General features: G+C 58.5%; 12 protein-coding genes. 7 read left to right on the top strand and 5 right to left on the bottom strand.

Annotation, left to right across the window (positions count from 1 at the left end):
• Nucleotides 1-134 precede the first annotated feature (134 nt).
• From ACR0LH_RS01840 to ACR0LH_RS01825, 4 genes are all read right to left on the bottom strand, one after another.
• On the bottom strand, nucleotides 135-1,316 hold the full coding sequence (locus tag ACR0LH_RS01840; protein ID WP_170413489.1) for an ammonium transporter: 1,182 nt from the start codon (nucleotides 1,314-1,316) through the stop codon (nucleotides 135-137).
• A 160-nt stretch (nucleotides 1,317-1,476) separates the two neighbouring features.
• The gene (locus ACR0LH_RS01835) at nucleotides 1,477-1,944 is read right to left on the bottom strand and encodes a CinA family protein (protein WP_480719424.1); all 468 of its coding nucleotides are present in this window, start codon (nucleotides 1,942-1,944) and stop codon (nucleotides 1,477-1,479) included.
• Entirely contained in the window at nucleotides 1,941-2,438 is a 498-nt protein-coding gene (locus ACR0LH_RS01830) for a phosphatidylglycerophosphatase A family protein (protein WP_480719423.1), read from the bottom strand. Before ACR0LH_RS01830 ends, ACR0LH_RS01835 begins: the two co-directional genes overlap by 4 nt.
• Entirely contained in the window at nucleotides 2,435-3,565 is a 1,131-nt protein-coding gene (locus ACR0LH_RS01825; protein WP_480719421.1) for a bifunctional 2-C-methyl-D-erythritol 4-phosphate cytidylyltransferase/2-C-methyl-D-erythritol 2,4-cyclodiphosphate synthase, read from the bottom strand. The genes ACR0LH_RS01830 and ACR0LH_RS01825 overlap by 4 nt, the downstream gene beginning before the upstream one ends.
• 184 nt (nucleotides 3,566-3,749) lie before the next feature.
• Here ACR0LH_RS01825 and dusB point away from each other — a divergent pair, with 184 nt between their 5' ends.
• From dusB to ntrX, 5 genes are all read left to right on the top strand, one after another.
• Entirely contained in the window at nucleotides 3,750-4,733 is a 984-nt protein-coding gene (gene dusB, locus ACR0LH_RS01820) for a tRNA dihydrouridine synthase DusB (protein WP_480719420.1), read from the top strand.
• Complete coding sequence (locus ACR0LH_RS01815) at nucleotides 4,730-5,797, top strand: two-component system sensor histidine kinase NtrB (RefSeq protein ID WP_480719419.1); 1,068 nt, start codon at nucleotides 4,730-4,732, stop codon at nucleotides 5,795-5,797. Before dusB ends, ACR0LH_RS01815 begins: the two co-directional genes overlap by 4 nt.
• Before the next feature lie 41 nt (nucleotides 5,798-5,838).
• Nucleotides 5,839-7,206: a sigma-54-dependent transcriptional regulator gene (locus ACR0LH_RS01810; protein WP_170481662.1), complete on the top strand. Its 1,368-nt coding sequence runs from the start codon at nucleotides 5,839-5,841 to the stop codon at nucleotides 7,204-7,206.
• Between the two features lie 99 nt (nucleotides 7,207-7,305).
• On the top strand, nucleotides 7,306-9,594 hold the full coding sequence (locus tag ACR0LH_RS01805; protein ID WP_480719417.1) for a sensor histidine kinase NtrY-like: 2,289 nt from the start codon (nucleotides 7,306-7,308) through the stop codon (nucleotides 9,592-9,594).
• Nucleotides 9,591-11,000, top strand: a complete 1,410-nt coding sequence (gene ntrX, locus ACR0LH_RS01800) for a nitrogen assimilation response regulator NtrX (RefSeq protein WP_480719416.1) — start codon at nucleotides 9,591-9,593, stop codon at nucleotides 10,998-11,000. Before ACR0LH_RS01805 ends, ntrX begins: the two co-directional genes overlap by 4 nt.
• 12 nt (nucleotides 11,001-11,012) lie before the next feature.
• Here ntrX and ACR0LH_RS01795 read toward each other — a convergent pair whose 3' ends face one another.
• Complete coding sequence (locus ACR0LH_RS01795; protein WP_170383031.1) at nucleotides 11,013-11,492, bottom strand: hypothetical protein; 480 nt, start codon at nucleotides 11,490-11,492, stop codon at nucleotides 11,013-11,015.
• Nucleotides 11,493-11,588: 96 nt separating this feature from the next.
• Between ACR0LH_RS01795 and trkA the strand changes: the two genes are divergently transcribed.
• Together trkA and ACR0LH_RS01785 are read left to right on the top strand one after the other, a co-directional pair.
• Complete coding sequence (gene trkA / locus ACR0LH_RS01790) at nucleotides 11,589-12,965, top strand: Trk system potassium transporter TrkA (protein WP_170383033.1); 1,377 nt, start codon at nucleotides 11,589-11,591, stop codon at nucleotides 12,963-12,965.
• Nucleotides 12,965-14,503 (top strand): TrkH family potassium uptake protein, encoded by a 1,539-nt coding sequence (locus ACR0LH_RS01785; protein WP_480719414.1) that lies wholly within the window; start codon nucleotides 12,965-12,967, stop codon nucleotides 14,501-14,503. Before trkA ends, ACR0LH_RS01785 begins: the two co-directional genes overlap by 1 nt.
• The last annotated feature ends 29 nt before the right edge of the window (nucleotides 14,504-14,532 follow it).

The raw sequence follows: 14,532 nt of genomic DNA, 5'->3' as shown, positions 1-14,532 counted from the left end.
TCTGGGCTGAAAACAGGTTGCGGGCTGATAACGCGCCGCACCCCCCAGAGTCGAGAGGCCGGGCAAAAGAAAAGCGGACCCCGCAGATGCGAGGCCCGCCGCGGTCCAAAACGGACCCGAGCGCCAAGGTGGGCTTAGCTGCTCATGTCGTAGGCTCGTTCGCCGTGTACCGACAGGTCGAGGCCATTTGTTTCGGTCTCGGCGTCTACGCGAAGCGGTGTGATCAGCGCAACCACCTTGATCAGGACAAAGGTGACAACTGCCGTAAAGACACCCACGATGACCAGCCCGCCCAATTGTGCGGTCCACGCGCCAAGGCCGAATACGGCGATCATGATCGTGCCAAAGATGCCGCCGACGCCGTGCACGGCAAAGACATCCAGCGTGTCGTCGATTTTCAGAATGTTGCGGATGACGTTGACGGCCTCTTGGCAGAGTACGCCTGCGACGGCACCGATGATCAGCGCCTGCACCGGATCGACATAGCCCGAAGCCGGGGTGATCGAGGCCAGACCCGCAATCGTACCGGTCACCAGACCGACCATCGAGGCTTTACCGTACTTGATCCGCTCGTACAGCGCCCATGTCAGCGAGGCGGTCGCGGCCGAGATATGCGTCACGGTCATCGCCATCGCAGCACCGCCGTCAGCGGCCAGTTGCGACCCGCCGTTGAAGCCGAACCAGCCAACCCAAAGCATCGCGGCGCCAACCATAACGAATCCGGGGTTGTGCGGCGGAGTGGTGCGATTCAGGCGGGGACCAAGAACCACGGCGATGATCAACGCGGCCAGACCCGCAGTTTCGTGCACCACGATGCCACCCGCAAAGTCGCGCACGCCGACCTCACCCAGAATTCCGCCATCGGTCAGGATGCCACCGCCCCAAATCCAATGTACCACGGGCGCATAGCACAGCAGCATCCACAGGCCCGAGAAGATCATAACGAAGCCAAAGCCCACACGTTCCACATAGGCACCGACGATCAGCGCGGGTGTGATGATGGCGAAGGTCATCTGGAAAGCAAAAAAGAGGACTTCCGGCAGGGTTCCCGACAGGCTGTCGGCGTCGACGCCGTTCAGAAAGGCTTTGCCCAGACCGCCCCAAAGCCCCGATCCGCCGTCGCCGAACGCGATCGAATAGCCCGCGACGAGCCAAAGAATGCTCATCAGGCACGCAATGCTGAAACAGTGCATGAAGACACTCAGCACGTTGCGGGCGCGCACGAGGCCACCATAGAACAGGGCCAGTCCCGGAAGTGTCATGAAAAGGACCAGTGCCGTTGCAACTATGATCCAGGCGGTATCGGCTCCATTCATCAGCCGCTCTCCTCTTAAACTCGCGTGGCGGGCTTTGAAGCGGAGGGGAGTTGAGGAAAAAAGAGGCAGACAGAAAAAATCGTGCCTAAATTTGGTGCTTTTGCATAAATGGTGACTAAATGTGCGTGCAAAATAGAAGTTTGACTAAAAAATAGTCGATTTAGGAAATTGCTCTAGACAACAGCTCAAGCGCGTGATCCCGCGCTGCCAGGCGCACTTTGGCGCGACCCAGTGTGCCGAATTCGACGGTTTCGACAAAGGTGGGTTGCCCGTCCACGGCTACTCCGAAACATACGCGTCCTTCTGGTTTGTGCTCGGAGCCTCCGGGACCAGCGATGCCGGTGATTGAGACGGCTAGTTTCGCCTCTGAGTGCTGCAACGCGCCTTCGGCCATTTCGCGGGCGACCTGTTCCGAGACTGCGCCATGAGCCTCCAACGTCTCGGCCCGAACGCCCAACATCTGCTGCTTGGCCGTATTGGTGTAGGTGACAAAGCCGCGCTCGACCACGGCGGAACTGCCGGGGATGTCGGTCAGTGCGGCGGCCACCATACCCCCGGTACAGCTTTCGGCGGTGGCGATCATCACCCCTTGCGCCTTGGCGCGGTCGAGCAGGTCAGCCACGTTCATAGCCCCAGAACCCCATGCGCAAGCCCGGCCAGCAGCAACACGCCAATGGCCGCGAAGGCCCCGGCGATGACGTCATCCAGCATCACGCCCATCGCATCCCCCTTGCGGTCTGCCCATCCAACGGGGCCGGGTTTGGTGATGTCGAACAGGCGGAACAGCAGGAACCCGGCAATCCAGCCGGGCCAGAGCGCCGTGATCTCGATCCCATGTGCCCAAGACGGATAGGAAACCGCCCAGAGCGCGATGAACTGCCCGGCAACCTCGTCGATGACAATTTCGGACGGGTCGTGATCGTCCTGTCCCTGTGTCATGACGCAGGTCGCCCAAAGGCCGCCGAAGAAGGCTGCAATCGTGGCGATCACAAGCAGGGGGAAGCCACCGAGCGTATGCAAGACCCACGCCAAGGGCAGGGCGGCCAGCGACCCCCACGTGCCCGGCGCGGGGCGCAGATAGCCTACACCGCAGACCGTTCCGACCAGACGCGCAACATTCATGATTTCACCAGACACGCAGTGGCAAGCGAGGCGATCCCCTCACTTCGGCCCGTAAAGCCCAGCCGTTCCGACGTGGTCGCCTTGACCGAGACTTGATCGGCGCGAAGGCCCATGATCCGCGCCATTTCCACGCGCATCGCTTCGGCGTGGGGGCCGATCTTGGGGTATTCGCAGACCAAGGTGCAATCCACATTCGAGATCGCGTAGCCCATCGTCTCGGCCAGCTCGACCGCGTGACGCAGGAAAATTTCACTGGCGGCACCCTTCCATTGCGGGTCCGAGGGCGGAAAGTGCTGGCCAATGTCGCCTTGCGCCAGCGCGCCGTAGATTGCGTCGGTAACGGCATGCATTCCGACATCCGCATCCGAGTGCCCCTGAAGGCCGCGATCATGCGGCACTTTCACACCACACAGGATCACATGATCCCCGTCGCCAAACCGATGCACATCATATCCGTTGCCCAGTCTTACATCCATATCCGTTCCCAATATGCGTTCCGCCCGGGCAAAATCCTCGGGCCGTGTTATTTTCAGATTGTCCGCATCACCCGGAACTATCGCCACGTCCAAACCCGCTGCGCGCGCGACCTCGACATCGTCCGCCGCGCCTCCGGGGTGGGTCGCGTGGGCTGAGACGATTGCGTCGTAGTGAAAGCCCTGAGGCGTTTGCGCGGCGAACAGCCCGGTGCGGTCCTGAGTTCCCGTTACAACGCGCCCATCACCGGTCCATAATGCATCCGTGACGGCAAGTCCCGGAGCGGCCGCGGGGGATGCTTTCAGCGCCGAAAGAACACTCTGAATAAGCCCGGTGGTCACGCAAGGACGCGCCACATCGTGGATCAGAACGTGTTTGATGTCGAAATTGGCCAGCGCGTTCAGTCCGTTGCGCACGGACGCCGCCCTGTCTTGCCCACCTGCCGCGAGGATCAGGTTCGTTCCTTCAAATTCGCTCCAGGCGGATTGATCGTCCTCAGGCAGTACAAGAACAATGTGATCGACCTGACCTTTAAAACGGTCAATCGTCCAATCCGCGACCCGTCGTCCTGCGAGAGGCTGCCATTGTTTCGGAGTACCCCCGCCTGCGCGCGTTCCGCGTCCTGCGGCGACGATAATGGCAGCGGTGATCATGGGGCGTTCCCTTTGGTGATTTGTGAGCAATGTTTAGGGCGCGGTGAATGGAGTGGCAATCACCTGCGTAAGTGCGCCTAAAAATTAGGCACATGATGATTTTCCGGGCTTTTCGCCGCCCGATTTGTTGTTCATATACGCTCAATTCGGTATCAAAGCCCCAACTGCCCAAGGATTAAGCACGTTGACACTGCAGCTCGCTGAAAAAGACATTAACCCGCCGGTTATGCTGGCTCCGATGGCTGGAATCACGGACCGCCCGTTTCGTGATTTGGTGATGCGCTTCGGCGCGGGGATGGTCGTCAGCGAGATGGTTGCCAGCCAGGAAATGGTTCAGGCAAAACCCGGTGTGCGCGAGCGTGCCGAGTTGTCAGCGGACGTTGAAAACACTGCGGTGCAACTGGCCGGGCGTGAGGCGCATTGGATGGCCGAGGCCGCGCGGCAGGTCGCAGATCGGGGTGCGCGGGTCATCGACATCAACATGGGATGCCCCGCGAAAAAGGTGACAAACGGCTATTCGGGCTCGGCGCTGTTGAAGACGCCAGACCATGCCCTGAAATTGATCGAGGCAGTGGTGGGCGCTGTGGACGTGCCGGTTACGCTGAAAACCCGACTTGGGTGGGACGATAATTTGCTGAACGCGCCAGATGTTGCGCGGCGTGCGCAGGATGCAGGTATCCGCATGGTTACGATCCACGGGCGAACCCGGTGCCAGTTCTACAAGGGCCACGCAGATTGGGCCGCGATCCGGGCGGTGAAAGATGCGGTTTCAATCCCGGTCATAGCAAACGGCGACATCGTAGATTCAACCTCCGCTCGGACTGCAATGGCTGAGTCGGGCGCAGATGGTTTCATGGTCGGGCGAGGCGCGCAGGGCAGACCGTGGGTTCTGGCCCAGATTTGCGCCGACCTCTATGGAACGGCTGCTCCGGTCATTCCTACAGAGGAGGAACTGACCGAACTGGTGCGGAGGCACTATCAGTCCATGCTTGAGTTTTATGGCGAGGATCTGGGCTTGCGGGTCGCTCGAAAGCATCTGGGTTGGTACATGGACGAGGTAGGCACACCCTCGGCGCTGCGCCGTGCCGTTCTTACATCTCGGGATACGAACGAAGTGCTGCGTCTGTTGGGTGACGCTTTGAACAGCAGTGCGGAGGCCGCAGCATGACTTCGGACCAAAGCATCTGGGCCTCGCTGCCTGTCCCGGCCTTCATAATTGACGCGGATGACAGGATTACCGATGTAAATTCGGCGGGCGAAGGGTTTTTGAACGCTTCGCGTAAATCCGTCATCGGGAACCCCGTTTGGGATCAGATTGCCGTCGACGCCCCGCTGGAAGAAGCCTTTCTTCGGGCGCGTCAGCAGAGCACGCCGTTGTTTGTAAATGACGTTGATGTTGGCTCGGGCAGTCGCGCGCCTCTGCAATGTGCGCTGCAAATCGCGCCTTTGGTCGGGCATTCGGGGTCCATGATCATGATCATCTCGCCTCGAGAATTGGCGGGGCGGATGACACGGGGGAACACGGTCAAATCCGCGGCGCAATCTGCGATCGGCATGGCGGAAATGCTGGCCCATGAGATCAAGAACCCTTTGGCTGGGATCACCGGTGCTGCGCAGTTGCTCAGCATGAATATATCGCATCAAGATCTTGAATTAACTGACTTAATTGTCGCCGAGAGCCGCCGGATCGTGAAGCTGTTGGAGCAGGTCGAACAGTTTGGCAACCTGTCGCAGCCCGATTTCAGACCGGTCAATATCCACGATGTTCTAGACCGCGCACGGCGTTCGGCGCTTTTGGGTTTCGGCGCGCATATGAAAATCGTCGAGGACTACGACCCCTCGCTGCCATTGGCCTATGGCGACCCAGATCAGTTTTTGCAGGTCATCCTGAATTTGTTGAAAAACGCTTCGGAAGCGGCCGATCCCAAGGGTGGAACAATCCGGCTGCGGACGTATTTCGAGCATTCGTTCAGACTGCGCCGCAGCGACGGGTCAGGACATTCTCTGCCGCTGCAGGTCGAGATCATCGACGACGGGCCGGGCCTGCCTGACAAGATTCGCAGCGACATCTTTGACCCGTTCGTTTCGGGAAAGGAAAACGGTACCGGCCTTGGGCTGGCACTGGTGAGCAAAATTATCTCGGACCATGACGGATGGATTTCCGCCGACTCGGTTCCGGGTCGAACGGTGTTTCGCATCTCGCTTAGGCGGGCGCCGCGCGACGCAACTTGAGACAACAAATGCCGATAAGAGCAAAATAAGGAGAGCACCCGATGGATGGAACAGTATTGGTCGCAGATGACGACCGCACGATCCGCACCGTTCTGACTCAGGCCCTGACGCGGGCCGGGTGCAAGGTGCACGCGACATCTTCGCTGACGACGCTGATGCGGTGGGTCGGTGAAGGCAAGGGTGACGTGGTGATCTCGGATGTGGTCATGCCGGACGGGAACGGGTTGGAGATGCTGCCCAAGATTGCGCAGGATCGACCCGGTTTGCCGGTGATCGTCATTTCGGCGCAGAACACAATCATGACGGCGATTCAGGCGGCCGAAGCGGATGCCTATGACTACTTGCCCAAGCCGTTTGACCTGCCGGATTTGATGAAGCGAACCGCGCGGGCGCTGGAGCAGAAACAGCGCGTTCAGACCGAAGTGGTTGAACCCACGGACGATCGCCCCGAAGAACTGCCTCTGGTTGGGCGCACACCGGTCATGCAAGCCTTGTATCGGCTGGTAGCACGGGTGATGAATACCGATCTGTCCGTCATGATCTCGGGTGAAAGTGGCACAGGTAAGTCGCTGATAGCAAGGGCTATTCATGACTTTTCGGATCGTCGCACATTGCCGTTTGTCACCGCCACCGCTGCGGACCTTCGCGATCTGGAAGGCCCGGCGCGCGTCATGGCGCGTGTGCGCGGCGGCACGCTTTTGATTGATGAAATCGCGGATATCGAGGACGAATTGCAGGCGCGGATCGTTCGCATGATGGATACGCCGGGCGACCACGTGCCCCGGTTCATGGCCACCAGCCAGTCGGACCTGACCGAAGCGATGGAGAGCGGGCGCGTGCGTCAGGATCTGTATTACCGTCTTTGCGGCGCGACAATCCACGTTCCGGCGCTGCGCGAACGGGTGGATGACATTACTTTGCTGGCCGACCACTTCCTTGCACGAGAGGAGCGTGAGCATGGCGCCAAACGTTGGCTCAGCCCGGATGCGGTTGAGTTGGTGCGCCGGTACTCATGGCCGGGCAATGTGAGGCAGCTTGAAAATGCGATCCGCCGTCTGAGCCTGACCAGCCGCGCAGACGAGATTTCCAAGGCCGAGGTCGAAATGGTTTTGGGTAGTCAGCCCGAAGCGGAGCCGGTTCTGGGTGACGGTGAACGCGAAAAACTGTCCGCGTCCGTGGCCCGTCATCTGCGTCGTTATTTTGATCTGCACGGCAATTTGTTGCCACCTCCGGGTCTGTACCAGCGGATTTTGCGCGAGGTCGAAGGCCCCTTGATCGAGCTTGCATTGGATGCAACTGGCGGAAATCAGGCGAAATGTGCCGATCTTCTGGGCATTAATAGGAACACGCTGCGCAAAAAGATTACAGATCTCGATATTCAGGTGACACGACGCCGCAAACTGATGTAATATCGCCACACAAAGCGTGGCATCCAGGTACACATCCGGCAACGACCACGAAATATGGCGGTAAGCCGCGCGAGCGGCACATCAGGGTGAGGGCAGACGGTGGCAACCCGAGCACAGAGCGGGCTGATCCTATCGATCAATCGGTGGAGGAAATCCCGAAAGCTGCGCAATTTTAGCACCTTGGGCCTGGTTTTGCTGGGTCCAGTGCTGGCTTTGGCCACATACCTTGTCATTGGCCCATTTAATCTGGGCACGACTGCACCGACATTGCGCCTGATCCTGCTGGCCGACCTGGTTTACGTTCTGGTGGTCGCGGCCTTGGTTTTGAGTCAGCTCGGCAGCCTGATCGCTGCGCGCCGGGCGAAATCTGCAGGCTCTCGGCTTCACCTGCGTCTGATCGGCGCTTTCACTCTGTTGGCTCTGGTTCCCACTGTGACGGTCGCGATTTTTGCGGGCCTTACTGTGAATATCGGTCTTGAAGGGTGGTTTTCGGATCGTGTTCGTCAGGTTGTCGGTTCATCTCTGACGGCGGCCGAGGCTTATGAGCAGGAACACCGCGAGGGGCTTACGCAAGACGCGACCGTACTGGCGCGTTTCTTGGACACGGCGCGCGCGCGTGACTACTATATCTCGGACGCCGAGCTACGTTCGGTTCTGGCGCAAGGACAATCGCAAATCCAACGTGGTTTACGCGAAGCCTATGTCATTGATGGCAGTGGCGAAATCAAATCGCGCGGTGATCGGTCTTACCTGTTCAATTTTGAACCTCCAACGCCCGAGCAGATGATCGAAGCGACGGATAGTGGCCTTTTGATCATTGCAGACTGGCAGAATAGTGAATTCCGGGCATTGGTGCCTTTGCAAGCCTATCTGGACCGATACCTCTACGTCAGCCGTGAGGTGGATGGGCAACTTCTCACGCTTCTCGACGATACGAAGGAAACGGCACAGTTCTACCAGCAACTCGAAAGCGAGAGGGGCAGGGTGCTGTTTGAGTTTGGCCTGCTGTATCTGGGGTTCGCAGTGATTCTGATCCTTGCGGCAATGTCTCTGGGGATGTGGTTCGCGGAACGTTTGTCGCGTCCCGTCGGGCGATTGACCACGGCGGCTCAGCGCGTCGGAGCCGGGGACTTGAGCGTTCAGGTCATCGAAGAAGCAAGCGATGATGAAATCGCCATGCTGGGTCGTTACTTCAACCAGATGACCAGACAACTGAAAGGGCAGCGCGACACTCTGCTTGAGACTACGCGTCAGATTGAACGCCGCCGCCGTCTGTTCGATTCGGTGCTCAGTTCGGTGACATCCGGCGTCGTGGGCGTTGATTCAGAGGGCTGCGTGACATTTGTGAACCGGTCGGCGGAACGCCTGTTGGACTGGTCGCGCGGGGAAGAACATCTGGCAATCGGCATTGCGGTGCCTGAGTTCCTGCCTCTGTTCGAGAGCCTGAAGGAAAGCGGTCAGGAGGCCGTGCAGGGCGAAATCAAAGTGACCCGCAAAGGCAGGTTGGAAAATCTGTTGGTCCGCATGGCGACACGGCGTGGCGAAGACGGCGGGCTTGAAGGGTACGTGGTGGCCTTTGATGACGTGACCGATTTGGTCAGCGCGCAGCGTATGGCGGCTTGGGGCGACGTGGCGCGGCGCATTGCCCATGAGATCAAGAACCCGCTGACCCCCATTCAACTAAGCGCCGAGCGGATAAAGCGAAAGTTCTCACGTAAATTGGATGAGGAAGATTGCGATAGCCTTGTGTCCATGACGGACGTGATCGTGCGTCAGACCAATGACCTACGACGAATTGTGGACGAGTTCTCGAAGTTCGCGCGTATGCCGGAACCCGACCGGCATGAAGAAAACGTCATAGAATTGGTGCGCGAGGCTGTCTTGCTGCAACAATCGGGTCAGCCAGATGTGCAGATTGACGCTACTTTGCCAGACCATCCGGTTCTGGCGGATGTTGATGCGACGATGTTGAATCAGGCTCTGACGAACCTGATCAAGAATGCCGGAGAAGCGATCGAAACCTTGAAACAAAAGGGTGCTCCGGAAAACCTGAAGCCACAGATAAAAGTGGATGTATCCTGTGATGACGCTGGGACGGTCATCACGATTGCAGATAACGGAATAGGGTTGCCCGAAGACAGGGCGCGGCTTTTTGAGCCATACGTAACCACACGCGACGAAGGGACAGGTCTGGGATTGCCCATCGTCAAGAAGATCATCGAAGAACATGGCGGTGCGCTGACTTTGGAAGATGCACCGGTATTTGACGGACAGGACCATTTTGGCGCGATGGCCGTGATCCGTTTGCCGGGGGGCAAATTCTCCCAGACGGCGGCGCCACAGAAGCAGGCAATCAATATAAACAAACTGAAAGCAGGCCAAAGATGAGTGACATTCTGATCGTAGATGACGAACGCGATATTCGCGAGCTGGTGTCCGACATTCTGGAGGACGAAGGCTATTCAACCCGGCTGGCTGCCAACTCGGACGAGTGCATGGCGGCAATCAATTCGGAACCGCCGGGGCTTTTGATCCTGGATATCTGGCTGAAGGACAGCCGAATGGATGGGATCGACATCCTCACGGCCGTAAAGCGCGACAACCCGGATGTTCCGGTGGTCATCATCTCGGGCCACGGCAATATCGAAATCGCGGTGGCGGCGATCAAGCAGGGGGCATACGACTTTATCGAAAAGCCCTTTAACATAGACCAGTTGATGGTGGTGATCCGTCGCGCGATGGAGACCTCGCGCCTGCGTCGCGAAAACGCTTCGCTCAAGCGCAAGGAGGTCACGGATTCCGATATGATCGGCAAGTCCGCTGCCTTCCGTTCGATGCAGAACCAGCTTGACAAGGTCACCAAGTCGAACGGTCGTGTGATGCTGAGCGGCCCTGCAGGGGCAGGCAAGGAAATCGCGGCTCGGTATATTCACGCGCATTCAAACCGTGCAAATGCGCCGTTCGTGACGGTTAACTGTGCGGGTATTGAACCTGAGCGCGTTGAGGAGGTTCTGTTCGGGCGTGAATCCTCGGAACGCGGTGTTGAGTCCGGGTTGTTGGAAGAAGCCCATGGCGGGGTGATTTATTTCGATGAAGTCGCGGACATGCCGCTGGGTACGCAGTCCAAGATCCTGCGTGTTCTGGTCGATCAGCAATTCCAGCGCGTTGGTGGGTCTGACAAGGTTCGGGTCGATCTGCGCGTAATCTCGTCGACAAACAAGGATCTTGATGCCGAGATCGTGGCGGAACGGTTCCGCGAGGAGCTGTATCACCGTTTGAACGTCGTGCCGATTGACGTCCCTTCGCTTGAAGACCGGCGCGAGGATATACCGGTTCTGGCACAGCACTTCATAGAAATGTGCAACGAATCCCAAGGGTTGCCGGTGCGCGAGATTTCGGAAGAAGCGGTTGCCCTGCTACAGACCATGACTTGGCCCGGCAACGTGCGCCAGTTAAAGAACCTGATCGAACGCGTATTGATCCTTGGCGACGGCACTGGGCCGATCGAAGCAAAGGAATTGCCTGCCGAAGACGAAAAGGCGGACGATTCCGGTCGTGTCGTTTTGTCTGGTGCCTTGGCAACCCTGCCATTGCGCGAAGCGCGAGAGGCGTTCGAGCGTGAATACCTGCTGACGCAGATCAACCGTTTCGGTGGCAATATCAGCCGAACAGCCAGCTTTGTCGGTATGGAACGCAGCGCGCTGCACCGTAAGTTGAAATCGCTGGGTGTCGTGACGTCGAACAAGTCGGGCGCTCGGGTTGCTCAGTTGGACGAACCTGAACCGGCGGAATAAACCGCCGGTAGGTCACCCCGCCTGACCCGGTGTGATGATCTGGAAAGAGCCGTTGTCGAACTTTACAAAACACGACTCGGTGCTGAGCGGCGGCAATTTTGTCGTCGGCTGTGCCGGAACGCGTGATTTCACGTTCTGTTTGCAGGGCGGCAAACTTATCGGACGATACCCTTTTTTCGCCATGCATTGCGCCTCGACCGTGTTGCGCAGCCCTTGGTTGACGTCCACGGTATAGACCTGCCCGGGTTGCCACCATCCCGGTGAGCGATAACACCGCCCGTCTCCGTGGCAGTAGGTCCGCCCAGGCCAGTATGTCGGGGGGGATTGACGTACCTGGTTGGCCACAGGCGCGTCCTTGAGCGCCTGAACGCGACACTCGGTGGTTTCTGTTTGCATGCGCGAGACACTTTCGCCTTCGCGGTAATACAGCGACAGAGGACCGCACGAGCTGAGGAACATAATAGGAATAATCAAGCGAAGTACTGTTTTCATACGCTTATCTTGCCTTGACTGAACATGTATGACAAATCAATTGACCGCTTTGGGGGCATCTGTCATTCAAAGATTTCAGGCAGAAGGGCCAAAAACATGAAGGTCATCATATGCGGTGCCGGTCAGGTTGGCTGGCAGATTGCACGGCACCTTTCGGGCGAATTGAATGACGTTACGGTGGTGGACAACAATCCAGACCTCGTGCGGCGCGCCACGGAAACGCTGGACGTTCAGGGGATCGCCGGGTTTGCCAGCTATCCCGACGTGCTAGAGCGTGCAGGCGCACGCGACGCTGAGATGATCATTGCCGCGACGCATTCTGACGAAGTGAACATGGTCACTTGCCAGATGGCGCATTCGGTGTTCTCGATTCAGCGGAAGATCGCGCGGCTGCGGTCAAAGTCCTACCTCGAGGCAATTCACTCGGACCTGTATCGTCGGGATCACCTTCCAATCGACGTTGTGATCAGCCCGGAGAGAGAAGTCGCGGCAGCGGCCATGCGCCGTCTGTCTGCCCCATCTGCCTTTGATACTGAAATGTTCATGGACGGGCAGGCGCAGCTTTTGGGGATTCGCATCGACGAAGACTGTCCGATCGTGAATACTCCTTTGCGGCAACTGACCGACCTGTTTTCCACCCTGAGTTCGGTTGTTGTTGGCGTTCGTCGCGAGGGCACCCTGTTTGCCCCCGAATCCGAAGACCAGCTATTTGTTGGGGATGAATGTTATGTCTTTGCCAGCGTCCAAGACGTGGACCGCACGATGGAAGTGTTTGGAAAGGCGCAAAAGAAACAGGATCGCGTAGTTATCGTCGGCGGCGGGAATGTCGGGCTCGAGGTTGCTCGCACGCTGGAAGAACGCGAAAGCCGCGTTCGTGCAAAAATCATCGAGCGCGATCGCCGCTGCGCGGAACTCGCGGCCGAGGCGCTGGAACGCACAATCGTTCTGAATGGCGACGGGTTGGATGCTGCGTTGCTGCGCGAGGCCGGGATCGAACGTGCCGATGCGATGCTGGCCGTCACAGATGATGACCGTGCCAATATGCTGGCCGCTGTTCGCGCCAAGGCCGAAGGCTGTGCGTTGGCGATCGCCTTGATCAACGATCCCAGCATGGTTGCCCTGATGGGACCACTGGGCATTGACGCCTATATCAACCCGCGTGCGACCACGGTCAGCTCGATCCTGCGCCACATTCGCCATGGGCGTGTGCGACAAGTCTATTCCATCGGCGATGCCGAGGCCGAAGTGATCGAGGCCGAAGTTCTGTCCACCTCTCCGATGGCTGGCCAGAAACTGCGCGACATTGATTTTCCCGAAGGTGTTCTGGTCGGTGCAATCCGCAAAGGGGATGAGCTGTTTCGACCGAGCGGCAGCTTGCGGATCGAGGAAAAGGACGTGGTCGCGATTTTTGCCATGGCCAAGGACGTCCCAGAGGTCGAACGTTTGCTGCAGGTTTCGATTGATTTCTTCTGATGGAGCGGGCTCGGGTACAGAAGATCGGGTTGGTGCGGCGATTGCCGCTGTTCCTTCTCATCTGGGGTATTGCCGCATTGTCGATGTGGATACCTGCGATTTACGCGCTGGCGCTGGATGACCATGATACATCGCGGTCCTTTTTCTATTCGGGGCTTTTGGGGCTGTTCGTCGTCGCAAGTATTGCGCTGGCGTCGTCCAACCGTGTTCCCCGTCGCGGGACTCTGGGGCAACTGGCTGTTTTGCTGGCCTGTTTCACGGTGTTGCCGATATTTCTTGCCATTCCGCTACACGACGCGCTTGGGAATACGACATTCCTGAACGCTTATTTCGATATGGTCAGCGCGATGACCACGACCGGTGCCGATATATTTCCCGACCCCGATCGTTTGACGCCCTCGCTGCATTTGTGGCGCGCGCAAGTGGGCTGGATGGGCGGTCTTTTGATGTGGATTTCCGCCGCCGCTATTCTGGCGCCGTTGTCGCTTGGTGGGTTCGAGGTCACTGCACGCGGGCAGCCGGGCCGCCCGGTTTCCGGTGTCGCGCAGAGCGAAAAAGTGGACCCGCGCGGTCGCCTGATCCGAGTCACACGAACCCTGACACCGGTCTACGCAGGTTTGACCGCAGTGATCTGGCTGCTGTTGCTGATTGCAGGCGAGCAAGGGCTAACCGCGATTTGTCACGCAATGTCCACGATGGCGACCTCTGGTATCTCGCCTGTCGGCGGCCTTGAGGGGGCGCAGGCCGGTGTGACAGGAGAGGCAATCCTGTTCCTTTTTCTTTTCTTCGCGCTGTCTCGTCTTACGTTTTCGACCGATACGGCCATGACGGGATATTCACGATTGGATAAAGACCCTGAATTTCGGATCGGCCTGTTGATTGTCGGTTCCGTCGCGATCCTGTTGTTCTTTCGTGTTTGGGCCGGGGTCAACGAAATCGGCAACACGATGGAGCCGCTACAGGCGTTGAGTGTCATTTGGGGTATGACCTTTACGGCGCTGTCTTTTCTGACCACAGCGGGATTTGAAAGCGCCAATTGGAACGATGCGCAGCAGTTGTCTGGCCTTGGTACGCCCGGATTGATCCTCATGGGGCTGGCGCTGATCGGCGGCGGCGTTGCGACTACGGCTGGTGGGGTCAAACTATTGCGGGTGTTTGCCCTGTACCTCAACGGCGCGCGTGAGATTGACCGGCTGATCTACCCGTCCTCGGTCAGCGGGGTGGGCGGCGGCAACAGGCGCATCCAAAGCGATGGCGCCTTTATTGCCTGGATCTTCCTGATGATGTTTGCGTTGACCGCAGCGGCGTTCAATTTGCTGCTGGCAGCGACAGGGGCCGGGTTTGAGCAGGCCATGGTTCTGACCGTTGCAGCGCTCAGCACGACTGGCCCGTTGATCGAACTGGCCACCGATGTTCCGTTGCGATTGGTCGATTTGTCAGCAGGCGCAAAGCTGACGATGTGTGCTGCAATGGTAATTGGCAGGCTGGAAACCCTGGCGATTATTGCTTTGATTACACCGGCGCTCTGGCGGGGCTGAGAATCCACACCCGCAGAATGTCTTATTTT

Source organism: Ruegeria sp. CL6, from assembly GCF_056536465.1.
The sequence above is the reverse complement of the archived record's forward strand: the minus strand, read 5'-3'. Positions and strand labels throughout refer to the sequence as shown.

Coding starts and splice junctions, on each gene's coding strand:
- ACR0LH_RS01825 (WP_480719421.1), bottom strand. CDS start 3,565: ATGATCACCGCTGCCATTATCGTCGCCGCAGGACGCGGAACGCGCGCA.
- ACR0LH_RS01840 (WP_170413489.1), bottom strand. CDS start 1,316: ATGAATGGAGCCGATACCGCCTGGATCATAGTTGCAACGGCACTGGTC.
- ACR0LH_RS01810 (WP_170481662.1), top strand. CDS start 5,839: ATGGATGGAACAGTATTGGTCGCAGATGACGACCGCACGATCCGCACC.
- ACR0LH_RS01785 (WP_480719414.1), top strand. CDS start 12,965: ATGGAGCGGGCTCGGGTACAGAAGATCGGGTTGGTGCGGCGATTGCCG.
- ACR0LH_RS01830 (WP_480719423.1), bottom strand. CDS start 2,438: ATGAATGTTGCGCGTCTGGTCGGAACGGTCTGCGGTGTAGGCTATCTG.
- ntrX (WP_480719416.1), top strand. CDS start 9,591: ATGAGTGACATTCTGATCGTAGATGACGAACGCGATATTCGCGAGCTG.
- ACR0LH_RS01835 (WP_480719424.1), bottom strand. CDS start 1,944: ATGAACGTGGCTGACCTGCTCGACCGCGCCAAGGCGCAAGGGGTGATG.
- ACR0LH_RS01815 (WP_480719419.1), top strand. CDS start 4,730: ATGACTTCGGACCAAAGCATCTGGGCCTCGCTGCCTGTCCCGGCCTTC.
- ACR0LH_RS01795 (WP_170383031.1), bottom strand. CDS start 11,492: ATGAAAACAGTACTTCGCTTGATTATTCCTATTATGTTCCTCAGCTCG.
- trkA (WP_170383033.1), top strand. CDS start 11,589: ATGAAGGTCATCATATGCGGTGCCGGTCAGGTTGGCTGGCAGATTGCA.